Consider the following 25,631-nt stretch of genomic DNA (forward strand, 5'->3'; position numbering starts at 1 on the left):
GGGGAGATTGAAGCATTTACTAGAGGTCAAAAATCTCGAAGTCCATTTTAAGACGTATGGAGGAGAAGTAAAAGCAGTCCGAGATGTATCGTTTCATGTTGATCAAGGGGAAACGGTCGCGATTGTCGGGGAAAGCGGAAGCGGAAAAAGTGTAACTGTTCAAACCGTAATGGGGCTGATCCCTACTCCGCCGGGCAAGATTAAAAATGGTGAAATACTGTTTGATGGACAGGATTTGTTGAAGCTATCCAAAAAACAGATGCAGAAAATAAAAGGTTCAAAGATTGGCATGGTGTTCCAGGACCCGATGACTTCCCTGAATCCCACGATGAAAGTGGGCAGGCAGATCGAGGAAAGCATCCGGGCCCATCAAAGCCTAAAGGGCAACGAAATAAAAAATCGTGCCATTGAAATGATCCGTTTAGTCGGAATCTCCAATCCGGCAGAACGGTATGACCAATACCCGCATGAATTCAGCGGCGGGATGAGGCAGCGGATTATGATTGCCATCGCCCTTGCCTGCCAGCCGAAGGTGTTGATTGCCGATGAACCGACAACGGCATTGGATGTGACGATACAGGCCCAGGTGCTGGATTTAATGAAGGATTTGAAAGATGAAATGGATACCTCCATTATTCTGATTACCCATGATTTAGGGGTGGTAGCAGAGACTGCACAGCGCGTGGCGGTGATGTATGGCGGCATCATTGTGGAAGCGGGCACAGTAGAGGATATTTTCAGGGAACCCAAGCATCCTTATACTTGGGGACTGCTGGAGTCCGTTCCGGATATTACAAAAGACGAGAAAAAACGTCTCGTGCCAATCGAAGGGTCACCGCCAGATTTATTTTCTCCGCCAAAGGGATGTCCATTTGCCCCGCGGTGTAAATATGCCATGGAGGTTTGTGTGGAAGAGATGCCTCCGGCGTTTGATGTCAGCGAAGGCCACCATGCCAAATGCTGGTTAAACGATCCAAGGACTCCCAAGCTTGAAGATCTTGTTGCAGCAGGGAGGGAAGCGTAATGGCAGATACGATTATAAAAGTAGAGGAAATGAAGAAATACTTTCAGCTGAATAAAGACCAAACGGTAAAATCGGTCGATGATATTACGATTGAAATTAAAAAAGGAGAGACGTTTGGGCTTGTTGGAGAAAGCGGAAGCGGCAAGTCGACGCTCGGGAAAACCATTACAGGACTTGAGCAGCCGACATCCGGAAGAATCCTTTACAACGGACAAGATGTTAACGCTTTGCCGCCTAAGGAAAAAAGAATCACCAACCAGGAAATTCAGATCATTTTTCAGGATCCCCATGCTTCCTTGAACCCGAGAATGCGGGTGGGAGACATTATTGGCGAAGGAATCGACGCTCATAACCTGGCGAAAGGAAAAAAGCGGCAGGAAAGAATTTATGAACTGTTAGAACGGGTTGGCCTGCAGCCGGATCAGGCGATGCGCTATCCTCATGAATTCAGCGGTGGACAGCGTCAGCGGATCGGGATCGCAAGGGCGCTTGCTGTTGAACCGAAATTTATTGTAGCAGATGAACCGATTTCTGCCCTTGATGTGTCCATTCAGGCACAGGTCATTAACTTGCTGGAGGACTTAAAGGAACAAGAAGATTTAACGTATTTATTTATCGCCCATGATTTAGGCATGGTGAAGCATATCAGTGACCGGATTGGCGTGATGTATTTAGGGAAAATGATGGAGCTGTCTGACAGCAGCGAGCTGTTCAACGATCCGCTTCATCCGTACACTCAAGCGCTCTTATCCGCGATTCCCGTCACAAATCCAGAGGCTAACGCAAGAGAAAGAATCGTGTTGGAAGGCGATCCGCCAAGTCCGGTGAATCCACCGAGCGGCTGCCGGTTCCGCACCAGATGTCCGCATGCCATGGAGATTTGTGCTAAACAGGTGCCGGAGTGGAAGGAAGTAAAAGATCATCATTGGACGGCGTGTCATTTATACAATTAAAAACTACTACAGGGGGAATTCTACATGAAGAAATGGGTAAAAGGCGTAGTGCCGGCAGTTGTCATCGGGTCAGTTTTGGCTGGGTGCAGCGGAGGAGATGACTCCGGCGACGGTTCCACAGAAAATATCGATCAGGAAATTGTCGTCAACGCCATGAGTGAGCCGCCGGATTTAAATCCTGCATTAGCAACGGATACAACCTCTGGCTGGATCCTTGATCATGTGTTTGAAGGTCTTTACACGAAAGATGAGGAAGGAAATCCAGTCCTCGGAGCAGCAAGTGAAGTGGAGCAGTCAGAGGATGGCACCACGTATACCTTCACCATTCGTGAAGATGCCACATGGTCCGATGGAACGCCAGTCACTGCACAGGATTTTGAATATGCCTGGAAAAATGTACTGAACCCGGACACCGGAAGCTCCTTTGCCTTTTACATGTATTACATTAAAGGCGCAGAAGACTATAACAAAGGAAATGGCTCTGTTGAGGATGTAGGTGTGACAGCTGAAGACGACCGCACATTTGTTGTGGAACTCGATGCACCTCTTGGCTATTTTGACGAACTGCTAACCATGTGGACGTTTTACCCGGTGAAGCAGGAAACGGCAGAAGAAAATGAAAATTGGGCCGGAGAAGCTGATACGTATGTAAGCAACGGACCTTTCACGCTGGAAACCTGGACGCATGATAGTGAAGTGATCATTGAGAAAAATGAAGAGTACTGGGATCAGGAAGTGGTGACGCTCGATAAAATCACCTACGAGATGGTCAATGATGCCACTACGTATTATCAAATGTTTAAAACCGATGAACTGGATTTAATTCAAACGGTGCCTACCGATGTAATTGACCAGGAAAGAGACAGTGAAGAATACATGGAAACCCCTTATTTTGGAACGTACATGTATATGTACAACGTTGAAGAAGAGCCTTTCACAAATGAAAAAGTCAGACGTGCCTTCACCATGGCGGTTGATCGTGAATTGCTGACTGAAAATGTAACAAAAGCTGGAGAAACCCCTGCGTATGCATTTGTTCCGGAAGGGGCTGAAACCCCATCAGGAGACTTCCGTGAAACAGGTGGAGAATACTTTGAAGAAAACAATGAAGAAGCAAAAGCACTTCTGGAAGAAGGAATGGAAGAAGAAGGATGGGACGAACTGCCGGAGGTTGAACTGCTTTACAATACCTCAGAAAACCATAAAAAAGTAGCAGAAACCGTCCAGGAAATGTACAGTCAAAATCTTGGTGTAGATATCAAACTTTCTAATCAGGAGTGGAATACCTACCTGGATACCACTAAACAGGGGAATTTCCAAATGGCGCGTATGGGCTGGATCGGCGTCCTTGTAGATCCGGTTGTCATTCTCGACTACTACCTTGGAGACAGCCCGAATAACCGTACAAACTGGGTGAACGAAGAATATGACCAATTAATTGCAGACGCTAAAGTTGAGCAGGATTCAGAAGCACGATATGAGCTGCTTCATCAAGCAGAATCCGTGTTGATGGAAGATCTGCCGTTTAATCCAATCTATCATTATACAAATACCTATATGACATCACAGGACTTTGAAAATATTGTGTATCCTGTAAACCGCTATCCATATCTGAAATGGGCGGAAAAAACAAGCGAATAATGGTTGATCTGACGGGGTCTCTTGTAAAGAGATCCCGTTCTTATCGAACGTTTCCCAGTAGGAGGGGATCTGTATGAAATGGAAGATCGCTTTATTTATCGCAATGATCGTCATCTGGCAAAGTCTGATGATTGTCGTCCCGCTTTCACCGATCGAATGGGTGAATCTATCCTTTTTAGTCGGACTGGTATTTTTACTTGTCTCGGCATCGGTCATGATTCATCGATCCCGTTTTTTAGATCCCGTCTTTAAAGGCTTTAAGCTGGTGGGTGAAAAAATGGTGCATAAATCACGATCCATGCAGCGGGCAGATCAGCTGGTAAGTGAGGACCGGAAATTTCAAGAGTTCAAGGATGTAACGACCCGCAGCATTGGGGATTCAACGCTGATAATTGGGGGAAGTTCAGTCCTGGTGTCTATTTTTGTTCTATTTATATAAGAATCATTTGGAAAAGAGTAAGAAAAGGAGTGGATGGAAGTGGCCTTGGATATGAAAGGCAAAGGAAAAGAACTAAATGAAAGGATTGTAGCATTTCGCAGGCAGTTTCATCAGCATCCTGAGCTGAGCCGTGAAGAAGTTGAAACCGCGAAAACCATCCGGAAATTTTTAAAAGAGGAAGGCATCCCGTTTGAGGACGGCTTTGCCACCCACGGAATTCTCGGAATCATAGATGGAGGAAAGCCGGGCAAAACGGTCGCACTTCGAGCGGATATGGACGCGCTGCCCATAGAAGAAAAAAATGACCAGCCATATGTATCCCGGGTAAAAGGGAAAATGCATGCATGTGGACACGACGCGCATACGGCCATGCTGATGGGGACTGCTTCTTTACTGAACCGGCATAAGGACGAGATTGCAGGAAAAGTATTGCTGGTTTTTCAGCCGGCTGAAGAGCTCGGGCCAGTTGGCGGTGCATCGGTCATGATGGAGGACGGTCTTTTTACGAAGCACGAACCAGATGTGATATTTGCCCAGCATATGTGGCCGGATCTTCAAGTGGGAGAAGTCGGCGTAATGGCAGGACCCATAATGGGAAATTCCGATCAGTTCACCTTGACCATCAAAGGGGCAGGAGGCCACGCAAGCATGCCGCATCAGGGAAAAGATGCCATCGTTATTGCCGCTCAACTCATCAGCCATTTACAAACGATCGTAAGCAGAAATGTAGATCCGTTGGAATCAGCAGTTGTCACATTCGGCACGATACAAGGCGGCGACCGCTACAATGTGATCCCAAGCAGCGTGACCATTGAAGGCACTGTCCGCACCAACCGTGATGATGTGAAGAAGCGTGTGAAAAACCGATTGCAAAATTCAATCGATGGATTTGCGATGGCTAATGAAGTCGAAATCGAGCTGAATTACTCAGATGGCTACCCCGCAACGATGAATTCGCCTGAATGGGAGGAAACGGTTCGTTCTTCTGTGCATTCCCTTTTAGGAGAACATGCCGCTCCGAGTGTGAACCCAAGTCTGGGAGGAGAAGATTTTGGACGATTTTTACAGCACTATCCCGGCTTTTATATGTGGCTTGGAACAGCCATCCCTGAACGAAATATTCAAAAACCGCTTCATGACGCTGAATTTGATGTGAATGAAGAGTCATTAGTCATTGGGACAGAGCTGCTGGCCCAGCTTGCATGTGATGCACTTGAGCGATTGGCCAGTATTAATTAAAAAAACTTCCAATGCCCCTAGGGTGGATATGATACACTCTTTGTAGAGGAATAGGGAAAATATGGAGGGTGAAGAGCATGAACAAAAGAGCTGCTGGGATGTCGTTTCTTTTCATTTCAGCCATTTTATTTTCAACAAAATATATAAGCGCAGCGATTTTTGGTTCGGGAGTGGCCAGTTGGGATCAAAACTTATTTAATGCGATGCTAAGTTACATTGGCGCTCCTTTGACTATTTTAAGCGTTGTCTCTTTCATTGCCGGGTTTAGTTATTTAGCGTGGGGAGAATATGAGGCAGCAGCTGAAAAAAAGAACATCTCTGATGAATAAGGAATTCTTTCAGGGGGGCATGCCTTATGCGTAAAACAGTCTTATATATAGCAGGTGTGTTAAGTATTTCAATCTTTTTTGCTTTGCAGCAGTTCATAAAACATGAACCGGTAGACTGGGTGGAAAATTTTTTCGGCGGATTTATTATGATCAGTGTTACACTCACGCTAAGCTGGCTTTGGAATGGAAGCAGAAAAAATGAAACAAAAAGTAAAGAAAAGTCCTCTTGATCATGCTTTGTTTTAAACAATATTTATAAAAATAATTGCCACTAACAGCACAATACTAATAACAGATACGAACAACAATGAAAGCTTGCGTGAAGTATTGGCGTTTTGCTGATCTTCCCATCTCGCAGGTTTTATGCCGCTCAGCCAGAATACGACGACGGCTGAGAGCAGAATGGAATTAATGTTTACCAGCAGGAGAATAAAAGGCACAATGGCGTCACGAAAGCTTCCAGAGCCAATGGACATCCCAAATACAACAGCAGGCGGTAGTAAGGCGACTGAAACCATAACTCCGACCAATGCGCCTTCATTCCGTTTAACAAAGGACAGAGCACCGGCTGCTCCTGAGGCAAGAGCCACAATCACATCCACGACTTGAATATCGGTTCTTGCTAAAAATTCATCGCTGTAAATGGGCGGAGAAAAGAAAAAACTGAATAACGCCGCAATGGCGATGGGAATGCCGAGCCCGTATATAGAAGTCAGCGAGGCTTTCCAGATAAGCTTGAAATCTCCGAGAACAGAAGCGAATGAAACAGCTGTAACCGGACCGATTAGCGGAGCAATGACCATCGCTCCGATGACAATGGCCGGGCTGTTTTTGATAATCCCGACGGCTGCTACAAGTGAAGAAAACACAATAAACAGCATATAACTGATCGAGGTTCGGCTGGACTCCTCAACTGAAGTGAACAATTCATGCCGGCTTGCCCGCTGCAGTTCCTTTTCTTTTTCTTCCTGCTTTTCTTCCTTGCGTGGAAGATATGTTTGAACCGGCAGCAAAATGGCTTGATACGTATCCATTCCGCCTGGAAGGTTTTCTAAATAGTCAAGAATTCGCTCCACATCATTGGTTTCCACCAGAATCCTCGTCAGCTTCTTCTCAAGCTCTTTATCCGCAGTCCAAAAAGAGACCACAGGAAATTTCCCTTCGATCTCCTCCATATTTAAAAAATCCCTGGGTGCATATACCTCAAGCAATTGTAGTGTCATCTTGATCCGTCTCCTGTTTTTTAGCAGAACTCTTTCTTTGTATTATGACCTAAACTCCAGATTTCAATCGTGAAAACAGAGCAGGGCTGCGGTTATTGGATCCATTAAACACAAAATTAAGATTGGGTGCATGAATAGAATATTCACGCACCCAATCTTAATTGTTTATTGTTTATTTCAACTGCAGAAAGCTTCTTGGAAAGGCACGGCTATGCCTGCCACTTGCCGATTTCTTCTCCCATTTTTACAGGTCCCGTCTTTCCGGTAAAGGTGAGGGCACCTTTAGGCACACAAATGACAACGGTCGATCCAAATGAAAAGTATCCGTATGGATCTCCCCGCTTAACATGAAAATTCGGGTTGGTTCTTTCAATGGAATTCACATTCAGAGCCCCGACCATCACGTGAGAAAATGAAGTACCCGATGCATTAAAATTCGTTATGAGACGGTAATTGCGCGTCAATGGACGAAGCCCGTATTGCAATCCCAATGTGTTAACGGGCGCCGCTTTTTTGCCTAATGTGTAAACATGCTCAACTTCTGCATCCAAAGGAACATGCACGCGGTGGTAATCGACTGGGCTCAAATAAAAGATTAACACGGTGCCTCCAGCATATTTTTCGGATGCTTTTTCTGTGCCAAGCAGTTCTGAAATCGTATAATTTTGTCCCTTGACCACAAAGGTGCTGTCTTTTGTCAGCTCTTCCACAACCGATAATACCCCGTCACATGGACTGATGAAAGCATCGGCAGGCTCTGCAAGGGGGCGTGCATCCTCTTTCAGCTGCCGGGTGAAAAGGTCGTGAAGAGATTGATACTCGTGAATACTCCTATGTGCTTCCTCCATGTTGAGCTTATAAAGGCCGGCAAAGGAGCGAATAAGCGGCTTGCTGGCTTTTGATTTTGCGAATTTTCTTAGTGACTTAGCCAGAACGGGATGTCCATTTAATTCAAAAATGCTTCTATAAAATCGTTCTTTCATCAATTAGGGTCACGTCCTTTTGTCTCATTAGGATCTGGCACGAGCATTTGTATGAGCGTCACTTTCTGGTTTTCAACAGAAGGCTTGCTTGAAGTGAATTTGCTTAAAAGATCGTTCATGCCTTTTTGCAGCTCTTCCACTTCAGAATCCGTAAGGTGCAGCTCCAGCTGGTTGTATCCAAACGGGTCTTTTTCAAGATCGGGATTACTGAGCAGATAGTTTTTTGTTTGGCCGGTGACATTGGAAAGGAACTTCATAAACATTTTTAAGTGCTCTTCTCCGGACATTTGCTTCAACTCTTCAGCCGATAGGATGGGCTTTTCCTTTTCAAGCGCAAAGGTTCGTTCAATCGCACCGCGAATCCTCTTTTCCTCGACCACATAGATGAGATTGTCTTTTTTAAGTATCGTTAAATGCCGATAAAGCGTGGCCTGAGGAATGTCCGACATCCATTCTTTTAATTGATGTACCGTCGCAGGTTCCCTTGATAAATGCTGAATAATCCGCAAGCGTACAGGGTGTAAAATTAAATCTATATGTTTATTTTTCATCTATTCAGTCCTTATCACTATTATTATCGATAATGATAATAATAGTTTGAAACAACCTTAGTGTCAATTAAAATTATTTTATTGTAAATTCCCTGTTTTTTTACAATCAGCTAAATGAGTATGGTATTCTTGCATAGGGTTAGCATTATTATCCAATCGTCTAAGAATTACATAATTGAAAGGAATGGAAAGATGAAGAAACGATCCAAGTCTACCAATTACTTATTTGCTGTTTCCGCTCTTACGCTGGTACTTGCAGGCTGCTCAGAGGAAAGCTCAACAACAGGAACAGAAACAGAAACAGAAACAGAAGTAGAAACAGCTTCTGCTGAGGAGGAAGTGGAGGTGGTCTCGAGTGCAGAGACAGAGACTGAACCTGCTGCAGAGGAAGAAGTAATCGAGACCTCCGATAGTGAAGATGAAGATTCTTCTGAAGAAATTGAGGAGACAGAAGAAGAAGTGATAGCTGAAGAGGATGAAGCAGCTATAGAAAGCGATGAAGAAGTAGTAGAGGCAGAGGAAGACGAACAGGAAACTGCCAGTGCATCGGTTGAGAATTTGGCAACTGAAGAAGAACAAGCAAAAGCAGTGTCCTTAACGGAGGAGTTTTTGCGCGGACTAAATGAGCCAATTGAAGATGAAAACAATTTTGTGCAATATGACGGCACCATCAACGAGTTTGTGATTGTCCGGTATTCCTCCATTGTTTCTGGTCATTCTTCCACAAACGGTCGATACGCAGTCAATCTGAGTGAAGGAGAAGTTTTCGACGTAACGAGTGCGGCTGATTTTGATACTGTGCTAAACTAATGTCAAATCTTCATCTATAAAGAAGACGGAGTAAAAACAAAAATGACTTGCCTGATAATCTTAATAGGGCAAGTCATCTAGCTTTATAGGCGTTCGCGTTTGGTTCTCCCAATCATTTCTTATTATTGCATAGCAGACAGAATCAAAAACGCTGCCGTCCTCATGTTCCCACGCCTGTCTTAAATAGCCCTCTTTCACAAATCCGCACTTATGCAGCGTTTTTCTCATCGCTGTGTTATCGCTTCGAGTATAGGCTTCTATTCGTATTTTCTTAACAGGATGGCTAAAAATATACTGAGTCAGCCATTTCAAAGCCAGCTCTCCGATCCCTTTTCCACGGGCCTTCTCTTCCAAACGAATATCAAACAAAGGAATTGTGTCGCTGCTATCATGGATCACGATCAATCCGATTTTTTTCTGTTCGAGTTCAATCCAGAAGATCTCTTTATCCTTGTCATACAAGCCATCATTATAGTCTTTGATAATTTCTGCCCGTGATGGTTTAGGACCAGAGTGAAATCCCAGCTGCTTTGTGTCATGAACGAAACAAGGTCCTCTATCTCATTTTCAAATCTTGTAAATGTGAGCCTGTTCATCTTACTGCCTCCAGACTAATTTTATACCCCAAACCATTCATTCGTTCAACGATCTTCCGCATCAAAATTTTAACAAATTACTTGCTTCAGACAACAAGCATCATTCATAAAACATAACAACAGACCGTGTCTTTCTCCGCTTCATTGCATGAAGGACGCGGCCTGCTGTTATTTTTTCAGGTAGCTTGCAAATAATAGGTCTATCAGCAGCATGAGGGTGGAGCGGGCGGTGATATCGTAGCCGGCGAAGTTTACTTTTTCGACGGTCATGCTTAAATTCGTTTTGACTAGTCTGCCTAATGCGGAGTCTGATGAGTTGGTAATGGCGGCAGTATCGACGACCTGATAAGAGAGCTTTTCTGCTGCCTGAATGAGTGTCTTCGTTTCGCCGCTTGTGGAAATAAAAAATACCAGATCATCCGGTTTGACCATGTTGGGCAGCAGGTCGATCATATGGGATTCATAGGTGTAGTAGGTTTGTTTTCCAGTCTGCATGAGGAGCTTGCTGAAATATTCAGCGATCATTTTCGACAGACCGACTCCTACGATAATGACCTGATGCGCTCTTTTAATGCGTTCGCTGAGTTTCTCAAGGTCCTCGGGCCGGATTGTATCAAACGCCTGGATAAATTCCTGTTTATACAGCTCAACTGGATTGCTGGCGGCAGGGGATGCGGGCTGGTCTTTGCTTTTTAAAATGTATTTTAATTCAGAAAACCCCTCAAGTCCCAGTTTATGTGACAGGCGCACGATCGTGGTTGTGCTCACATTATTGACTTTCGCAATTTCAGAAAGAGACAGCCGCATGCCTTCATGTAAATGCTGGTCCATATAGTACAGCACCTGTTTTTCTGTTGGTGTTAATTTGGCTAAATGATTGCCAAATCGATCAAGTAATATCCCCATTGCCATTCCTCTTTTCGGTGCATTCCTTTTTCCAAGTATAGCATTCCCACATTTCATTCTGTACAAAAATACAGAGACTGTACAAAAGAGAGGCTGCTTTCTGTGATAAAACTATAGATAGTGAATTGAAAGTGCTTTCATGTAATGATCGCTGATGGGTGTGCTGCAGCAGAAATGAGCGATGATCAAGACATGAAATGATTTTATCAGACAGGAGTGAGATTCATGCAGCTAAGAAATATGACACATCCAGACATCATTCAGTTTGATGTGGAAGCGTCAACAAAAGAACAGGTTATAAAACAGCTGATTTCAGCTTTAAATAAAGAAGGATATCTTGAATCTGAACCAGCTTTTTTGAAAGCGGTTTTAGAGCGTGAGGAAGTTTCTCCGACAGGACTTGAACGGGGGCTAGCGATTCCGCACGGCAAATCGTCCACGGTAAAAAAAGCAGCATTTGCGGTTGCCCGTTTAAAAACGCCTCTTTCCGACTGGGAAAGCATTGATCCAACCAATCAGGTGCAGCTTGTCTTTTTAATTGCCATTCCGGAGGGTGAAGCAGATACGACACATTTAAAAGTCCTTTCTACATTAAGCACAAATCTAATGAAAGAAGGGTACCTCGAAGGATTGATGGCAGCTCAAACGCCGGATGAATTTATGGCGCGGCTTGATGAGGAACAAGCATCTGAATCCGATGCTGTTCAGTCCTACAATAAAACGGTTGTCGCAATTACGGCGTGTGCAACAGGGATTGCACACACCTATATGGCAGCTGAAGCGCTTGAAAAAGCCGGAAGAGAGCTTGGCGTGCGCGTCGTTGTTGAAAAGCAGGGAGCAAGCGGGATTGAGGATGAACTGAGTGCAGCCTTAATCAAAGAAGCAGATGCTGTCATTTTCGCAACAGATATTTCACCGAAAAAGAAAGAAAGGTTTGCAGGAAAACCTTATGTGCAGACACGCGTAGCTGAACCGCTCAGAAAAGGAAAAGACATGGTGCAAAATGCACTATCGAATCCGGACGGTACAGTAGAAAAAGGAGAAGAAGATGAGATGTCTTCCCCGGCTTCTTCAGGCAGCGGCTTCTTTAAAGATGCGGTTCAGGCGGTTATGACAGGGATTTCGTATATGATTCCCGTAATCGTTGCCGCAGGATTAATGATGGGGATCGCAAAGCTTGGCGCAATGCCTTTTGGACTTGTTAATGAACTTGGCAATCCGGAGTATGCGACTCATTCAAATGAACTGTTTGTGATTTTGCACCACCTGGATAAGTTTGGCGCGTTAATCTTTAAATTTATGTACCCGATTTTTGCCGCATTTGTTGCGTATTCGTTAGCTGATCGTGTCGGCTTAGTGGCCGGCTTTATTGGAGGGGCTTTTGCAGGCGGCCTTCATCATACCTTCTGGGGAATAGAGGATGGCATTCCATCCGGCTTTTTAGGCGCGTTATTCCTTGGCTTGGCAGCAGGCTACATTGCCCGTTTCTTAAATCAAAAAATTCAGCTGAGTAAGAACTTCCAGGCGATGAAGCCGATGTTTCTGATTCCGGCCATTAGTGTGCTATCGATTTTCTTTTTAAATTTCTATCTTGTGGATCCATTGTTTGGCGGTTTGAATGTAGTCCTGCGCAACTGGATTGAATCAGCTCAAGGAACAGGCGATGTGGTTCTTGCCACCATTATTGCGTCAGCAACTGCATTTGACTTAGGCGGACCGATAAATAAAGCAGCAGGAGCGATTGCAATTGGACTTGCTGCAGATGAAGTGTATCCGTTAACGGCCCGTGTGCTTGCGATTGTCATACCTCCGATTGGTCTTGGTCTGGCAACCGTGATTGATAAATATGTTGTCGGCCGCCGGGTGTTTCCAACAGACCTTCGTGTAGCAGGTAATACCTCCTTATTGCTTGGCTTTATCGCCATCAGTGAGGGTGCGATTCCATTTATGCTGCGCAATCCGTTAATTACGATTCCTATCAACATTATTGGGGCTATTTTAGGTGCGACAACAGCTGTTTTACTCGGAGCTGTTCAATGGCTGCCGCTTCCTGCAATCTGGGGCTGGCCGCTTGTTGAAAACCTGTGGGCGTATCTGATTGGACTTGTCGTTGGGGCTGCTTTTATTGCATTTGCCAATATTTTTATCCGCTTTTCCATTGAAAAACGAAAAGAACGCCGTGCAGCTTAAAAGAAAGAGGCTGGGACAGAACTGTGAAAGATGTTTAATTTGAGTTCTTTTAATAGTAAATTTTAGGTGATCGGAGCGGAAGGTGTCAGCCTGAAGCGAAGAAAACCGGTTTGAAGAGGTTGAGGCATATTTGCCCCCGCCTCTCTTTCTATAACTGTGATCACGATTTGGGAGGAAACAAAGATGAAACAAAAAAAAGTATACGTCGTACCGCATTCCCACTGGGATCGTGAATGGTACTTTACAATAGAAGATTCCAATCTGCTGCTGGTTGAAAATATGGACCGGCTGCTCGATGTCATGGAAAATGATCCAGCTTACACAGGCTATGTATTCGATGCACAGTCTTCGATTTTAGATGAATATCTAAAAATCCGTCCCGAAGAAAAGGAACGATTAAGCAAGCTGATTTCTGCAAAACGGATCTTTGTAGGCCCCTGGTACACACAGGCCGATTCGCTGCTTGTAAACAAAGAATCACTTATTCGAAATTTATTATATGGAACAAGAATTGCAGAAAAAATGGGCCACAGCATGAATATCGGCTATTTACCGGATATTTTTGGTCAGAATACGTACCTGCCTTCCATATTCCGCGAATTTGATATTGACTACAGTGTTCTGCAGCGCGGGATTTATACGGACCAGTTGAATGGCGATTTGAATTTCATCTGGCAATCTCCTGATGGAAAAAGCGTGAAAGCCAATAATCTTTATTATGGATATGGCCCCGGTAAATTTTTATCAGAGGATGACACATACAGAAATGAGCGTCTGCTTCCGATTTTAGAAAAACTTGAGGAAATGAATCAAAGCACGGATCACTTGCTGCTGCCGGCAGGAGGAGACCAGGTGCTTGTTCGTGAGCATTTTCCTTTAACGGTTGATGCGCTAAATGAAAAAGATGCTCGTTATGAATACGTATTATCTGATTTTGAAACGTTTATGGAAGAAACGTTTGACGCCGAAGAACGTTTTACGAATGTGATTGAAGGCGAGCTGATTGCGACCGAAAAATCACGCATTCACAATACCATTCGTTCTCAGCGATATGATATTAAACAGTTAAATGCAATTGCAGAAGAAAAAATCATTTCCCAGCTTGAGCCGCTGGCAAGTATCGCAAGTACTCTCGGCGTCCGCTATCCCGGCAAATGGCTGGATGAGATGTGGAAGATGCTGTTTGATGTTCATGCCCATGACAGCATCGGCGGCTGCAACTCGGACGACACAAACCGGGAGATTGTCAATCGCTTAACCAAAGTGATTCGCTTGGCGGATGGCTGTTTGAACGTAATCAAAAAGCAGATGACTCAAGCCGTGAGCACGCAAACAGGCAAAGACTCGATCTTTATGCAGTTTCATTTGCTTCCCAAGCGCTTCCAAGGGTCTCAAAAGGCCGTTATTTTCACAAAAGAACAAGCCTTTTCTGTTAAGGATCTGAACGGAGACCTGATCGAAATGGACGTGCTCAAGCAGGAGTTTATGAGTGGAGGAAAGCTCATTGTTGTCACAGCAGACGGGGAAAAAGAAGTGGATGCGCCGGGCTATTACCGAAACGAAATCCTTCTTCAAAACCTTTCGCTGCCTGCGATGGGCTGGCAGGCGTTTGAAGTAATTGACGGTGAAGGAATGGGCGCGACTGCTGCAGTAACCCAGCCTTCTGAGAGCATTGAAAATGACTTTTTAAGGATGACAACTGACAAAGGAAAACTCCATTTGCACGTTTTAACAACGGATCACATAATTGAAGACCTTATTCAATTTGAAAATGTCGCAGACGCAGGAGATTCCTATGACTTTTCTCCCCTTAAAAATGATGCACCTATTCTCTCGAAGGAAGCCCATAGTGTTCACACTGAGACAAAGGCTGGAGTCGAGTGCATGGAAGTCACACATAAGCTGACTGTTCCTACTGATTTGGAGAGCCGGGTAAAAGGCGGGGAGGCGAAAGAGCTGACAATCGTTTCCCGGTTTGAGCTGCGAAAAGGCGAGCCATTCATTCGTGTTTCTCATCTGATCGTCAATGACGTGAAGGATCACCGTGTGCGAGTATTACTTAAAACTTCTATTGAAGATGCAGCACACTCTTTCGGAGACCAGGGATTTAGTTTAATCGAGCGGGCGGTTGAAAATCCGTATATGAAAAACTGGAAAGAACGCAAATTTGCTGAAGCGCCTGTTCCGATTTATCCGCTTGAAACCTTTGCCGGAGTGTCCAATGAAACAACTAAGGCGGCAGTGATCACCAAAGGAATCAAGGAGTATCAGGTTTTAGAAACAGGTGAAATCGCGCTTACTTTGTTTAGGAGTGTTGGGCTGCTTGGAAAAGATAATCTTGCGTGGAGACCGGGCAGAGCTTCCGGAATTAATAATAAAGTCGTCACGACGCCGGATGCACAGATGCAGGGGGAATGGACGTTTGACTATGCGATTCATGTTTCAGCTGGCGGCAAAGAAGAAGAGCTGTTCTCCATTGCAAGTCTTTACCACGATCATCAGGTGAGCTACCAGAAACAGTCCCTGAATTCATTTGAAGAGCGGTTGGACCGGTTTGAAATTCCATATCCTGTGACGGAACTGCCGGCTGCGTTCAGTTTGTTTGAAATAACGAATAAACACGTCATTTTCAGCTCGATGAAAAAAGCCTATGACGATGATGCTGTTATTGTTCGTTTATTTAACCCGACAGAGGATGTCCAATCGTTTCACTTAACAAGTGAGCACTATCAATCTCTTGCCCTCACCACTCTAAATGAAAAATCAGAACAAGAAGCAAAAAGCGATGTGTTGATTCAGCCTAAAGGATATGTGACAGTTAAACTTCGTGTGAAGGGGGATCAGCAATGAGTTTTACAGAAAAAGCTGAAAAACAGCTGAAAACCATTTATGGCAGTGAGTATGAGGATCGCTTCAAAAATGAAATGCAAACGTTAGTAGAAAAATGGAAAAAAGAAAGCTGGCCGGAAACCTCGTCTGTGACCGAGCGAAATGTGTATTTGATTACGTATGGAGACATCGTGCAGAAAAAGGGAGAGCCTGCTTTAAAGACGTTAAATACTTTTTTAACCGAACATGCAAAAGAAGAAATAACGGATGTCCACTTGCTGCCGATGTTTCCTTATACATCAGATGATGGCTTTTCAGTCACCGATTATCGGACGATTGATCCGAAACTGGGGGACTGGCAGGATATTGAGCGGCTATCTCAAAGCTACAGGCTAATGTTTGATTTCGTCGCCAATCATATGTCCAAATCGAGCAGCTGGTTTCAGGGGTATTTGAAGGACGATCCTGCGTACAAACATTACTTTGTCTCTCACAATGACGCGTTTGATACATCACATGTGGTCCGGCCCAGAACCTCACCGCTGATTCACACGTATGAAGGCGGCAAAACTGCCTGGACGACATTCAGCGAGGATCAGGTGGATGTGAATTTCAGGCATTTGCCTGTCCTTCTGGAAATGACGACGATCTTACTGGAGTATGCACAGCGTGGCGGTACAAGTATCCGTCTCGATGCGATCGGGTTTATGTGGAAGGAATCGGGGACAAGCTGTATCCACCTTCCACAGACGCATGCCATCATCCAGTTATGGCGGGAGATTCTAGATGAGCTTAAGCTAAACACACTCTTGATCACAGAAACCAATGTCCCGCATCAAGAAAACATCTCTTATTTTGGCAGCGGGGAAAATGAGGCGCATATGGTGTACCAGTTTTCTCTGCCGCCTCTGGTCCTTCATTCGTTTACAACGCACAGCGCAAAAACCCTGTCCAACTGGGCGAAATCAATTGATAAAGTATCAGACAAGGCAACGTACTTTAATTTTCTTGCAAGTCATGACGGCATTGGAATGAGGCCAACTGAAGGGATATTAACCGAGGAAGAACGAAATGCCTTGGCAGACAAAGTGCTTCAAAACGGAGGCCGTGTCAATTATAAAAGCAATCCGGATGGCTCGGAATCACCCTATGAGTTAAATTGTAACTATATGGACGCACTGATCAATCCGGAGGAAGATCAAGAAGAGGATATTCAAGTGCAAAAAATGCTGGCCGCTCATTCTATCCTTTTTTCTGTCATGGGAGTGCCGGCCGTGTATTATCATTCGCTATTGGGTTCAGAAAATGATTACGAAGGACTCGAAGAATCGGGAATTAACCGCCGCATTAACAGAGAAAAGTTTGAATATGATGAACTTGTTGAAGAATTATCTTCCTCATCTCGCAGAAAAAAAGTCTTTGCCGGAATGAAACAATTAATTCGAACAAGACAAAGTGCAAGAGCTCTTTCACCGTTTGCCGGACAGGAGATCCTTGACCTCAATCCTCAGGTTTTTGCAGTGAAGAGAACGAATGATGAAACAGGCGATGAGCTGCTGGCTGTCGTCAATACATCAAACGAAAAGGTTGAAGTTCGTTTGCCTTACGGCGGCCGTGACCTTTGGAGCGGGGTGGATTATGGAGAGTCGGTCGAGCTGGCGGGTTATCAGTTTGTGTGGATAAAAAATAAGTGAAACCAAGAAATAAACCTTGAAGGGCTTTGAGCTCTTCAAGGTTTTTGTATTTTCAGCTTCTCAAAGCCCTTTTCCAATGAGAAATTATCGTTTGAATTGTGGATGACGATATCGAAGTTTTCACGGTAAGGATGCATAAATAATTCATATTGCATTCTTCGCTGCTCGTGTGATTGCTGCAGGTACGAAAAATCTGCTCCTCTTTCTGTCACATCACGAATTCCTCTACGTTCCAATTCTGTTTCTCCATCTGTATAGAAAAAAAGCATTAGATCAAATAAATCCGGATTAACAAATGCTGATGTCATGCCTTCAATAATCGTTATTCTTTTTGAAGAGAGGTGGACGCTTTCCGCGTAATCGGTCCCGATCGTATATAGATCCAATTCCCCGCGGAGCATGTTAATATCCCGTTCTAAAGCCGGGACATTGTGAGCAGCGGGATGACAGGCCGTCAGCTTGGATTGATGCTCCACATTTTGATAGAGATACTTGAGGGTGGTGTACTGACGGAGACTGGATGGAATGATGTACGGATCGGTATTCACGTAATTGACTTCATTTTCTAAGAAAAGGTTCATGAGCTTAGAGGTAAAAGTCGATTTTCCGGCAGCTCCGTGTCCTGAGATGCCAACGATTGTTTTTCTGTTGGTACTCTTCAATAAATCTGCTGTTTTTTGAACAAGATTTATCATTGCTAATTAACCTCCATATGTAAATAATTTCTGCTTATTTACTATACAGGAAAATATAATTGGAAAAAACTAGTTTAGAAGATAAAATAGAATAATAAAAGTGAGTTTCGGATATTTATAAATGAGTGCTTTGCAGGTCATGATGCCCTCAGAAATGGCTTCTTTTAAAGGAGTGAGAAGTTAATAGAGGAGAGGTTGGATGAAGAAGCTATTTTCCCCGTTTGGCGTAAGCTTATTATTTTTCGGTCTTGTTGCGGTTCTATCGTTCACCCCGTATTCAGAAACAGCACAATTTTTAGGACTTTATAGTTTAGTAGCATTTATGGTGATTTTTCTGCATGAGTTGGGACATGTGATTGGAGGCAGGCTTGCAGGTTACACCTTTATTTCTCTGACAGTGGGTCCTATTACAATCATAAAGGATCCTCAGTTGAAGGTTATCCCGAATCATGGCTGGATGACCTTTGGCGGTGTGGCCAGCTGTGTTCCCGCAGAAGCCAATCTGAAGAATTTACTGAAAGGGCACAAGCTTTATACTGCTGGAGGTCCTGTTCTAACAATGATCGCTTTTATCATTAGCTTCATGATCTGGTATGTGACGCAGACGGAGTTTGCCATGCTGCTTGCTGCGCTAAACATCGCTATTTTTTTAGCTACTGCGATCCCGTTTCAAGGGACGTTCAAATCAGATGGACGGGTTTTTCTTACCCTGCATAAAGGCGGAAAAGAAGCCGAAACATTTTTAGCAGAGCTATTCCTATTAAAAGAAATGCTGACACCTAAAAGTCCAAAGGAATGGGATGAAAAATGGATTATCCAGGCTCAAAAAGCTGAAGCCACCATCGATACGACCATGACAGCCTGCTTATTGCTTTATACGAAGCTCGTCAAAGAAAATTACAGTAAGGCATCCGAAGCAATTACTCCGTACAAGCAGCTTCCCCTCACTAAAAAAACTAAATTACGGTTACAGCTGATTACTCATATTCGGCAGATCGATTTCTTTCTTTCTCCAGAGCCTGACTATTCACTGATTCAAAGCCTGCACCGGCAATTATCTAAAATCGAACCGGTCAGCTACGGGCGAAGTGAAGCGATGCTTGCCTTCATAGAGGGAGATTCAGCGCGCGCAGATCTCTTGCTTTCCGGCGTATTTAAAAAATGCGATGACGGGTTGGAGAAATACGGATTTTTTGAAGCAGAGCGGGAGCTGACCCTTGTGGTGAGGGACCGGATTAATAAGATGAAAAGTCTAGTTCAAGCAAAATAGGAGCAGGTGAGTCCGAGTTGGATTCACTTGCTCTTTTAATTTGAATTAAATGCTTAAGCTGATAGCGGTTTCTCTTTTAAATTTATGAACGATTTTAGAACAACTCCTTATAAATCGTGCTATTATTCTGAAAACTATTGTTTTTATTTGGTAAATATTGATAGGATTGTTATGAGAAGAAAGCTTAAAGGTTGAAATAATGATGGCTGCAGATTGAGCAGAGGGGCGATTTACAATGAGAAAAAGAAGTTGGAGAGGCTGGAGATTCCCTACCATGCTTTTAACAGCAATGGGGTTATCGACGGTGGGGGACTTTGTTTATTTGGTTGCCATTAATTTACTCGTGCTTGAAATGACCAATTCTGCTGCAGCAGTAGCCGGATTGTGGATTGCAGGTCCAGCAGCAGCTATTTTTACAAGATTTTGGGCAGGCAGTTTAATTGATCGAGCCAATAAGAGGAGGCTGATGATTTGGACGGATGTGATTCGCGGGGTGCTGGTTGCGGTGATTCCTTTTATGCCTTCTGTATGGGGGATTTACGCGCTTCTTTGGCTGATCAGCATGGCGAAATCCTTTTTTTCTCCGGCTTCTTTAACCTATATTACAATGCTGGTGCCGGAAGAAAAAAGAAAACGATTTAATTCGTTTTATTCGCTGGCATCATCCGGAGCTTTTGTTGTTGGACCTGCTATTGCGGGAGTGCTTTTTCTGGTGGGTTCCATCGATATGGCCATCTGGGTTAATGCGGTTACATTCGGACTTTCCGCTCTTATTTTGATCTGGCTTCCCAATGTAGACGAAGAAAAAACTGCGGGACTGAATCCATTATCCTGGAAAGCCATTCGTGGTGATTTTGTTGTTGTGATGAAATTTGGCAGGAAACAGAGTTTATTTCTTTATGTACTCTTGTTCAATTTAATTATTTTGATTTCTACTTTTGCAATGGATGCGCAGGAAGTGGTCTTTGCCAGGCAGGAGGTCGGTTTACGTGAAGTGAATTATAGTTTGTTGATCAGTATTACAGGGATCGGCGCGGTTTTAGGAGCTGCTGCAGTCGCCTCTTTATCGGAGAAGCTATCTGTAAAGCAGTTAATTGGAGGCGGCTTTGGGATGGTTGCTCTCGGCTATCTCATCTATGCCTTCAGCCATTCTTTTACGATGATTGCTGCCGGCTTTATCCTGCTCGGCTTCTTTCATGCTTCTGCCAGCACAGGCTATACGACCTGGTATCAGCATATGGTGCCCATTTCTATCATGGGAAGAGTCACCAGTTTGTATGGAGTTGCCGTAAGCTTTTTTCAAATCCTTTTTGTTTTAGGCGCTGGGTTTGCTGCTGATCTATTTTCCCTGCGGCTGACGATCATTGTACTTTCCTTTCTCTGCTTGTTTGCAGTCTTTGGACTCATTGCTATGATGGTTCATCCTGAGCAGAGGAAAGTGTTTGAGTTGGAGATGAAAAAGGCAGGGTGAATCTGGTGTGATCTCATAGGAGTACTAACGGGTCTCCGGGCAAAGTGTCTCACTCTAAATTAACCGGTTCCCTGCGCTTCAGGCGGACGCTTTCCGCAGGGACGGCGCTGAGCCTTTTCAGGGCGCTGCCCTGTAAAGTCTCAGCTTGCCGTCATATCCTGCAGGAGTCGCCACCTTCCGCTCCGGTCACCTCTTACTTAAAATTAGAATGACTCAATTTAAACAATTTGTGTAATGAGGCTCTAGCTTAATTCACTTTTTGGTTTTGAGAATTTAATTGGTTTTGCCATTTAACAATATTATTAGTTAGCCAGTTATTATCACATGTCTCTATTCCGAAACGATCTGCTTGGAGCAAGGCATCCCTGGTGAATGAGGAGCTCGTTATAAATGTGGCAAGCATACAATTATGATTTCTTTTAGCTGCGTGTAATTCCCTTATTTCTCTGACAGTAATTTGCTTCTGATATTTCTTAATCTGAACTGCCACACGAGTATGCTCAGAAGGATCATAAAGAATGATGTCTACACCACCGTCAGCCCCTTTTGAAGTCTCTTCCGGCTTGTACCCTTTCGCTTTATAATAAAGAAAACAAAGTCTTTCAAATTCCCTCCATCCCAATTCATTTATAGGCAGTTGGATAATAGTTGAATCAGGTCGGACAATATTTATGGTTTTTTTTAATGCTGCCTTGCTTTTGCTTATATTGTTCGTCTTTTTCTTAGAAGGTTTATTGCTCTTTCTTTTAGAGGAGTTCTTCGTCCTATTGGCAGGCAACAGTGAGTAAACAACTCCGTTCAGCATAGCAGCAATCATTAAAATACCGAAAAATGTATAGATGTTAAAAGTATTTGTTTCAAAGGCGACATAAAAGCTGATAGATGTGAAAACGATAGCGGTTAATTGAGCTATATTATTTCGTTTAGAATTATTCATTTCTCTCCTTAAGGTATAAATGAATTTATTATTGTATAAATAAATTATAGGTCTTTAGTATTTATTTAGTCAATATACTGAGTAATAATACTTATTATGATGAATATTGAAGGAATATTCAGAAGAAAGCTTTACCATATAATTGCTGTGCCAATAGCAAAGTGGCAGGTGGGGACTTAACAGGATATGATGGCGAGCTGAGACTTCTCAGGGATGGCGGTCCATGTGGAAAGCGTCCCTCTTGAAGCCCAGCGAATCGGCAAAGAGCCTGAGACCTGGTGCCCCAGACTCAATTACAACTCAAGCTCGCTTTGCAGAATTTTTTGTGCAGCGGCAATATCGGCTTCAGGGATCACGTAGTAATACACGCCTCCTATGTATTGATTGGTTCCTTCGTTCAGATGGAGATGCTCTATACTGTCCGCTGCCTGGCGGTAATCATTTTGGATGTCCATCAGCTGATCAAAGGTCAGATTTGTTTTAATATTTTCACCCAGTGAATCCAATAGATCACCCAGGTTTAGGAATGCTGAAAGGGTCGTGCCTTCGCTAATGACTGCTTCTAAAATATTCCGCTGCCGTTCCTGTCTGCCAAAGTCGCCTTCAGGGTCCTGTGCGCGCATCCGGCTGAAGGACAGCGCCTGCTCTCCGTTTAGTATCAGCTCTCCCTCAGGAAAACGATAGCCTCCTGCTTCAAACTCAAACTCATTGGACACGGTGACGCCTCCAAGAACATCAATCACATCTTCAAAGCCCTCCATGTTCACCTTAATATAGTAATCAAGTGGAATATCGAGAAGCTTCTCCACACTTTCCATCGCCATTTCCACACCGCCAAATGAATAGGCATGATTGATTTTATCCTTCGTCCCATATCCTGCTATCTCAGCATAGGTGTCTCTCGGGATGCTTAACAGCTTGGTGGTCTTTTTATTCGGATTAACCGTTAGGACAATCATGGCATCTGATCGGCCGGCATCTTTATCACGTTCATCAATCCCAAGAATCAAAACCGAAAAAGGATCCTTTTCCTCAATCCGTACAACTTCCCCGCGCTTCGTTGAAACCTCACGATCGAGAGGGTCATGCATGTCTTTAGAGGCTGAGTAAAGAGAAAAATAGATAACTGTAAGCCCGCCTGCCCCCGCCAAAAGCGCTGCCGCCAACACGCCAAGCGCCCACTTCATCCATTTGCCTTCCTTTATCCGTTTCATCTATTGTCCCTCACTTTTAAGAACAGTCTGGTCGTTCTGTTTATCATATAGAGGTGGGAGGGTATTCAGAATAAAAAAAGAAGCACAGCCCTGAGCTGTACTTCCTTTAAAGCATTAAACAATCCCTATAAACGACATTCCAATCCCCACCGCTAAAGCGATCGTTGGAATCAAGAAAGCGACAAAGAAAATATCTTTGTAAGAGTCCTTGTGTGTCATGCCGGTGATGGCAAGGACGGTTAGAAGGGCTCCGTTATGCGGCAGAATGGATGCACCGGATGCCAGTGCTGTAATTCTGTGAAGAATTTCCGGGTTCATGCCCATTTCCATCGCCTGCTGGTAGTATTCCGAACCGAGTGCATTCAGTGTAATGTTCATACCGCCGGATGCTGAACCGGTGATCATCGCAAGTACCTGAGTGGCTAGGGCATCAGATACCACAAGGCCTCCTTTAATATTCAATAAACTGTTTTGAATAGCAGGGAAGGCAGGGGCTGCTTGTACAACAGCGCCAAACCCAACAGCAGCTCCTGTATTCACTACCGCTGTAACGGCTCCTTTTGCTCCTTCGTTCATCGCTCCTGTGAAACGTTTAAACGTCTGAAAGCTGAGCACCATGCTCAATACGATTCCGACTAAAAGGGCTGTAAGCATTTCCATGTCTACAACATTGATCAGGACCACAACTGTGAGCAGTGGAAGGAAGGACAAAATAATGTTCGGATCTTTTTCTTTCGTCTCATCGTCCTTTTTGGCATCTTTGGGTTCTGTAAAAACTTCCCCGTTTTTCGTGAGGGTATTGGCTCTGCGTGATAAGTAGAAATAGCCGCCAACTGCCATGATCAGGCCTGTGACCGTACCCATAATTGGCGCAGCCATCATCGTGGTGTCAAAGTATTCAGTCGGGATATAGTTCTGCACTTGAGCTGTTCCTGGAAGTGCCGTCATAGTAAAGGTGAAGGCACCAAGGACAATCGTACCCGGGATGACTTTCCGGCTGATATTGGCCTGACGGAATAAATTGAGTGACAGAGGATACATCACAAACACAACAACGAATAAGCTTACGCCGCCATACGTTAAGATCGCTGCTCCAAGCAGGACGCCTAAGATGGCACGTTCTTTACCCACGATTTTAGATAGGAACTGGGCAACCGTGCGCGCACTTCCCGTCACCTCCATCAGTTTTCCGAAGATCGCTCCAAAAAGAAAGACAGGAAAGAAATCTCTTGCAAAGGAAGCGAATCCGGACATGAAATCAGATGTGAACGCATCAAATACGTTCATTCCGGACAAAAGCGCGACAACAGCGGCGGCAACCGGGGCGATCCATAAAATCGACCAGCCGATATACGCCATCGCCATCAAGGCAACCAGCCCGACAATAATGGCAAACATTGAAAAACCTCCTAATTAATGAGAATATATTATTTCGAAAAAATAAATTTATTTTATTCTCCGCTTCTTTCATTTAACAGAAAATAAGCTAATTGTGTCATTCCATTTATAGTAGAGGTTTAAACGTTATTTCTGAAAGTCCTTTAATTCAGTCTTGTGGGAAAATTGTGTGTATTTAATGTATCCTAAAATAATGTTTCTTCTTTGTTTTTTTGTGGAATGCATAAAGCATCAGACGCAATTCAATTTGCAATCCAGCGTAAATGAAGAGAGGATGAACAGAAATGGTTGAAAATAAAGTAGTATTTATTACAGGAGCCGCACAGGGAATTGGCTACGAAATAGGTGAAACCTTTGCAGAAAACGGAGCTAAGGTGGTTCTTTCTGATATTAATCAGGAGGGTGTGGAGGAGTCTGCAAAAGCTTTGGAGCAAAAAGGCTATACAGCAACAGGCATTAAAGCAGACGTAACAAGTGAAGAAGAAATCGAAGCGGCGATTGATCGAACAGTAGAGATCTACGGACGAATTGATGTATTAATCAATAATGCAGGTCTTCAGCACGTTTCTGCGATCGAAGAGTTTCCAACTGATAAATTTAGATTAATGCAGGAGATTATGCTGACCGCTCCTTTTATCGCGACAAAAAAAGTATTTCCGATTATGAAGAAGCAGGGATTTGGACGAATCTTGAATATGTCTTCCATTAATGGAGTGATTGGCTTTGCAGGTAAAGCCGCTTATAATAGTGCCAAGCATGGTCTAATCGGATTGACAAAAGTATCAGCATTAGAGGGAGCAGAGCACGGCATTACCGTAAATGCGATTGCACCCGGCTATGTAGATACACCACTTGTTCGCGGGCAGATGGAAGATTTAGCGAAATCACGCGGCGTAGAGCTTGAAAAAGTACTTGAAGAAGTCATTTACCCGCTCGTACCTCAAAAACGATTGCTGGAAGTCGAAGAAATTGCAGATTATGCGATGTTCCTATCCAGTGAAAAAGCAAAAAGTGTTACTGGCCAGGCGATCGTGATCGACGGCGGCTACACGGCTCAATAAATGAGAATACACTGCACGAAATCAGTTTGATGGTTTCGTGCAGTTTTTTGTTTACTAGATAAAATCCTCTTTATGTTTTTATCCCCGAATGCTCTATGTTTTAGAAAAGATCTATCATACCAACTTCTTTCTTCCGATAAAAATTATTTTCAGTAGACAAAGTTTGGCAGGAAATATT

General features: G+C 43.9%; 23 protein-coding genes. 14 read left to right on the top strand and 9 right to left on the bottom strand.

Going from position 1 to position 25,631, the window contains the following annotated elements:
• Positions 1 to 7: 7 nt before the first annotated feature.
• From ACQCT8_RS01725 to ACQCT8_RS01755, 7 genes are all read left to right on the top strand, one after another.
• Positions 8 to 1,024: an ABC transporter ATP-binding protein gene (locus ACQCT8_RS01725; RefSeq protein ID WP_426867962.1), complete on the top strand. Its 1,017-nt coding sequence runs from the start codon at positions 8 to 10 to the stop codon at positions 1,022 to 1,024.
• The gene (locus ACQCT8_RS01730; protein WP_426867963.1) at positions 1,024 to 1,977 is read left to right on the top strand and encodes an ABC transporter ATP-binding protein; all 954 of its coding nucleotides are present in this window, start codon (positions 1,024 to 1,026) and stop codon (positions 1,975 to 1,977) included. The genes ACQCT8_RS01725 and ACQCT8_RS01730 overlap by 1 nt, the downstream gene beginning before the upstream one ends.
• 24 nt (positions 1,978 to 2,001) lie before the next feature.
• Entirely contained in the window at positions 2,002 to 3,618 is a 1,617-nt protein-coding gene (locus ACQCT8_RS01735) for a peptide ABC transporter substrate-binding protein (protein WP_426867964.1), read from the top strand.
• Between the two features lie 73 nt (positions 3,619 to 3,691).
• Complete coding sequence (locus tag ACQCT8_RS01740) at positions 3,692 to 4,057, top strand: DUF3899 domain-containing protein (protein ID WP_426867965.1); 366 nt, start codon at positions 3,692 to 3,694, stop codon at positions 4,055 to 4,057.
• A gap of 39 nt (positions 4,058 to 4,096) precedes the next feature.
• A complete protein-coding gene (locus tag ACQCT8_RS01745; protein ID WP_426867966.1) occupies positions 4,097 to 5,296 on the top strand; it encodes a M20 metallopeptidase family protein in 1,200 nt (399 codons plus the stop codon).
• Positions 5,297 to 5,373: 77 nt separating this feature from the next.
• The gene (locus tag ACQCT8_RS01750; RefSeq protein ID WP_426867967.1) at positions 5,374 to 5,625 is read left to right on the top strand and encodes a hypothetical protein; all 252 of its coding nucleotides are present in this window, start codon (positions 5,374 to 5,376) and stop codon (positions 5,623 to 5,625) included.
• A 26-nt stretch (positions 5,626 to 5,651) separates the two neighbouring features.
• Positions 5,652 to 5,855, top strand: coding sequence for a hypothetical protein (locus ACQCT8_RS01755; RefSeq protein WP_426867968.1), 204 nt, complete (start codon positions 5,652 to 5,654; stop codon positions 5,853 to 5,855).
• 12 nt (positions 5,856 to 5,867) lie between these two features.
• Here ACQCT8_RS01755 and ACQCT8_RS01760 read toward each other — a convergent pair whose 3' ends face one another.
• The 3 genes from ACQCT8_RS01760 to ACQCT8_RS01770 all read right to left on the bottom strand — a co-directional run bounded on the left by ACQCT8_RS01760 (position 5,868) and on the right by ACQCT8_RS01770 (position 8,382).
• The gene (locus ACQCT8_RS01760) at positions 5,868 to 6,848 is read right to left on the bottom strand and encodes a TIGR00341 family protein (protein ID WP_426867969.1); all 981 of its coding nucleotides are present in this window, start codon (positions 6,846 to 6,848) and stop codon (positions 5,868 to 5,870) included.
• 209 nt (positions 6,849 to 7,057) lie between these two features.
• Complete coding sequence (locus tag ACQCT8_RS01765; RefSeq protein WP_426867970.1) at positions 7,058 to 7,831, bottom strand: phosphatidylserine decarboxylase; 774 nt, start codon at positions 7,829 to 7,831, stop codon at positions 7,058 to 7,060.
• Entirely contained in the window at positions 7,831 to 8,382 is a 552-nt protein-coding gene (locus ACQCT8_RS01770) for a helix-turn-helix domain-containing protein (RefSeq protein WP_426867971.1), read from the bottom strand. The genes ACQCT8_RS01765 and ACQCT8_RS01770 overlap by 1 nt, the downstream gene beginning before the upstream one ends.
• Before the next feature lie 192 nt (positions 8,383 to 8,574).
• On the opposite strand from ACQCT8_RS01770, the gene ACQCT8_RS01775 reads away from it, so the two are divergent.
• Positions 8,575 to 9,192 carry a hypothetical protein gene (locus ACQCT8_RS01775; RefSeq protein ID WP_426867972.1) on the top strand — a complete coding sequence of 206 codons (618 nt, stop codon included), beginning with the start codon at positions 8,575 to 8,577 and terminating at the stop codon, positions 9,190 to 9,192.
• A 60-nt stretch (positions 9,193 to 9,252) separates the two neighbouring features.
• Here ACQCT8_RS01775 and ACQCT8_RS01780 read toward each other — a convergent pair whose 3' ends face one another.
• Positions 9,253 to 9,654: a GNAT family N-acetyltransferase gene (locus ACQCT8_RS01780; RefSeq protein ID WP_426867973.1), complete on the bottom strand. Its 402-nt coding sequence runs from the start codon at positions 9,652 to 9,654 to the stop codon at positions 9,253 to 9,255.
• Between the two features lie 302 nt (positions 9,655 to 9,956).
• A complete protein-coding gene (locus tag ACQCT8_RS01785; RefSeq protein WP_426867974.1) occupies positions 9,957 to 10,694 on the bottom strand; it encodes a MurR/RpiR family transcriptional regulator in 738 nt (245 codons plus the stop codon).
• A 225-nt stretch (positions 10,695 to 10,919) separates the two neighbouring features.
• Between ACQCT8_RS01785 and ACQCT8_RS01790 the strand changes: the two genes are divergently transcribed.
• From ACQCT8_RS01790 to ACQCT8_RS01800, 3 genes are all read left to right on the top strand, one after another.
• Complete coding sequence (locus tag ACQCT8_RS01790) at positions 10,920 to 12,884, top strand: fructose-specific PTS transporter subunit EIIC (protein WP_426867975.1); 1,965 nt, start codon at positions 10,920 to 10,922, stop codon at positions 12,882 to 12,884.
• 183 nt (positions 12,885 to 13,067) lie between these two features.
• On the top strand, positions 13,068 to 15,734 hold the full coding sequence (locus ACQCT8_RS01795) for a glycoside hydrolase family 38 C-terminal domain-containing protein (protein ID WP_426867976.1): 2,667 nt from the start codon (positions 13,068 to 13,070) through the stop codon (positions 15,732 to 15,734).
• On the top strand, positions 15,731 to 17,407 hold the full coding sequence (locus ACQCT8_RS01800) for a sugar phosphorylase (protein ID WP_426867977.1): 1,677 nt from the start codon (positions 15,731 to 15,733) through the stop codon (positions 17,405 to 17,407). The genes ACQCT8_RS01795 and ACQCT8_RS01800 overlap by 4 nt, the downstream gene beginning before the upstream one ends.
• A 35-nt stretch (positions 17,408 to 17,442) precedes the next feature.
• Here the strand turns inward: ACQCT8_RS01800 and ACQCT8_RS01805 are convergent, their stop codons facing one another.
• Positions 17,443 to 18,102: a uridine kinase family protein gene (locus ACQCT8_RS01805; protein ID WP_426867978.1), complete on the bottom strand. Its 660-nt coding sequence runs from the start codon at positions 18,100 to 18,102 to the stop codon at positions 17,443 to 17,445.
• A gap of 199 nt (positions 18,103 to 18,301) precedes the next feature.
• Here ACQCT8_RS01805 and ACQCT8_RS01810 point away from each other — a divergent pair, with 199 nt between their 5' ends.
• Complete coding sequence (locus ACQCT8_RS01810; protein ID WP_426867979.1) at positions 18,302 to 19,372, top strand: hypothetical protein; 1,071 nt, start codon at positions 18,302 to 18,304, stop codon at positions 19,370 to 19,372.
• Between the two features lie 235 nt (positions 19,373 to 19,607).
• Positions 19,608 to 20,843: an MFS transporter gene (locus ACQCT8_RS01815; protein WP_426867980.1), complete on the top strand. Its 1,236-nt coding sequence runs from the start codon at positions 19,608 to 19,610 to the stop codon at positions 20,841 to 20,843.
• A 247-nt stretch (positions 20,844 to 21,090) separates the two neighbouring features.
• On the opposite strand, the gene ACQCT8_RS01820 is transcribed toward ACQCT8_RS01815, so the two are convergent.
• The 3 genes from ACQCT8_RS01820 to ACQCT8_RS01830 all read right to left on the bottom strand — a co-directional run bounded on the left by ACQCT8_RS01820 (position 21,091) and on the right by ACQCT8_RS01830 (position 24,392).
• Positions 21,091 to 21,780 carry a restriction endonuclease gene (locus ACQCT8_RS01820; RefSeq protein WP_426867981.1) on the bottom strand — a complete coding sequence of 230 codons (690 nt, stop codon included), beginning with the start codon at positions 21,778 to 21,780 and terminating at the stop codon, positions 21,091 to 21,093.
• A gap of 293 nt (positions 21,781 to 22,073) precedes the next feature.
• The gene (locus ACQCT8_RS01825; protein ID WP_426867982.1) at positions 22,074 to 22,994 is read right to left on the bottom strand and encodes an LCP family protein; all 921 of its coding nucleotides are present in this window, start codon (positions 22,992 to 22,994) and stop codon (positions 22,074 to 22,076) included.
• 114 nt (positions 22,995 to 23,108) lie between these two features.
• Positions 23,109 to 24,392 (bottom strand): GntP family permease, encoded by a 1,284-nt coding sequence (locus ACQCT8_RS01830; RefSeq protein ID WP_426867983.1) that lies wholly within the window; start codon positions 24,390 to 24,392, stop codon positions 23,109 to 23,111.
• A 284-nt stretch (positions 24,393 to 24,676) separates the two neighbouring features.
• Between ACQCT8_RS01830 and ACQCT8_RS01835 the strand changes: the two genes are divergently transcribed.
• Complete coding sequence (locus ACQCT8_RS01835; protein ID WP_426867984.1) at positions 24,677 to 25,453, top strand: 3-hydroxybutyrate dehydrogenase; 777 nt, start codon at positions 24,677 to 24,679, stop codon at positions 25,451 to 25,453.
• The last annotated feature ends 178 nt before the right edge of the window (positions 25,454 to 25,631 follow it).

The organism is Jeotgalibacillus proteolyticus (assembly GCF_050107735.1).
In the GTDB taxonomy this organism is placed as follows: domain Bacteria; phylum Bacillota; class Bacilli; order Bacillales; family Jeotgalibacillaceae; genus Jeotgalibacillus; species Jeotgalibacillus proteolyticus_A.

Excerpts from the sequence above, each read along its gene's own strand:
- ACQCT8_RS01760 (WP_426867969.1), bottom strand. The coding sequence starts at position 6,848 with ATGACACTACAATTGCTTGAGGTATATGCACCCAGGGATTTTTTAAAT.
- ACQCT8_RS01765 (WP_426867970.1), bottom strand. The coding sequence starts at position 7,831 with ATGAAAGAACGATTTTATAGAAGCATTTTTGAATTAAATGGACATCCC.
- ACQCT8_RS01785 (WP_426867974.1), bottom strand. The coding sequence starts at position 10,694 with ATGGGGATATTACTTGATCGATTTGGCAATCATTTAGCCAAATTAACA.
- ACQCT8_RS01825 (WP_426867982.1), bottom strand. The coding sequence starts at position 22,994 with ATGAAACGGATAAAGGAAGGCAAATGGATGAAGTGGGCGCTTGGCGTG.
- ACQCT8_RS01795 (WP_426867976.1), top strand. The coding sequence starts at position 13,068 with ATGAAACAAAAAAAAGTATACGTCGTACCGCATTCCCACTGGGATCGT.
- ACQCT8_RS01770 (WP_426867971.1), bottom strand. The coding sequence starts at position 8,382 with ATGAAAAATAAACATATAGATTTAATTTTACACCCTGTACGCTTGCGG.
- ACQCT8_RS01735 (WP_426867964.1), top strand. The coding sequence starts at position 2,002 with ATGAAGAAATGGGTAAAAGGCGTAGTGCCGGCAGTTGTCATCGGGTCA.
- ACQCT8_RS01815 (WP_426867980.1), top strand. The coding sequence starts at position 19,608 with ATGAGAAAAAGAAGTTGGAGAGGCTGGAGATTCCCTACCATGCTTTTA.
- ACQCT8_RS01830 (WP_426867983.1), bottom strand. The coding sequence starts at position 24,392 with ATGTTTGCCATTATTGTCGGGCTGGTTGCCTTGATGGCGATGGCGTAT.
- ACQCT8_RS01730 (WP_426867963.1), top strand. The coding sequence starts at position 1,024 with ATGGCAGATACGATTATAAAAGTAGAGGAAATGAAGAAATACTTTCAG.
- ACQCT8_RS01740 (WP_426867965.1), top strand. The coding sequence starts at position 3,692 with ATGAAATGGAAGATCGCTTTATTTATCGCAATGATCGTCATCTGGCAA.
- ACQCT8_RS01820 (WP_426867981.1), bottom strand. The coding sequence starts at position 21,780 with ATGAATAATTCTAAACGAAATAATATAGCTCAATTAACCGCTATCGTT.
- ACQCT8_RS01800 (WP_426867977.1), top strand. The coding sequence starts at position 15,731 with ATGAGTTTTACAGAAAAAGCTGAAAAACAGCTGAAAACCATTTATGGC.
- ACQCT8_RS01835 (WP_426867984.1), top strand. The coding sequence starts at position 24,677 with ATGGTTGAAAATAAAGTAGTATTTATTACAGGAGCCGCACAGGGAATT.
- ACQCT8_RS01755 (WP_426867968.1), top strand. The coding sequence starts at position 5,652 with ATGCGTAAAACAGTCTTATATATAGCAGGTGTGTTAAGTATTTCAATC.
- ACQCT8_RS01805 (WP_426867978.1), bottom strand. The coding sequence starts at position 18,102 with ATGATAAATCTTGTTCAAAAAACAGCAGATTTATTGAAGAGTACCAAC.
- ACQCT8_RS01775 (WP_426867972.1), top strand. The coding sequence starts at position 8,575 with ATGAAGAAACGATCCAAGTCTACCAATTACTTATTTGCTGTTTCCGCT.
- ACQCT8_RS01790 (WP_426867975.1), top strand. The coding sequence starts at position 10,920 with ATGCAGCTAAGAAATATGACACATCCAGACATCATTCAGTTTGATGTG.
- ACQCT8_RS01810 (WP_426867979.1), top strand. The coding sequence starts at position 18,302 with ATGAAGAAGCTATTTTCCCCGTTTGGCGTAAGCTTATTATTTTTCGGT.
- ACQCT8_RS01750 (WP_426867967.1), top strand. The coding sequence starts at position 5,374 with ATGAACAAAAGAGCTGCTGGGATGTCGTTTCTTTTCATTTCAGCCATT.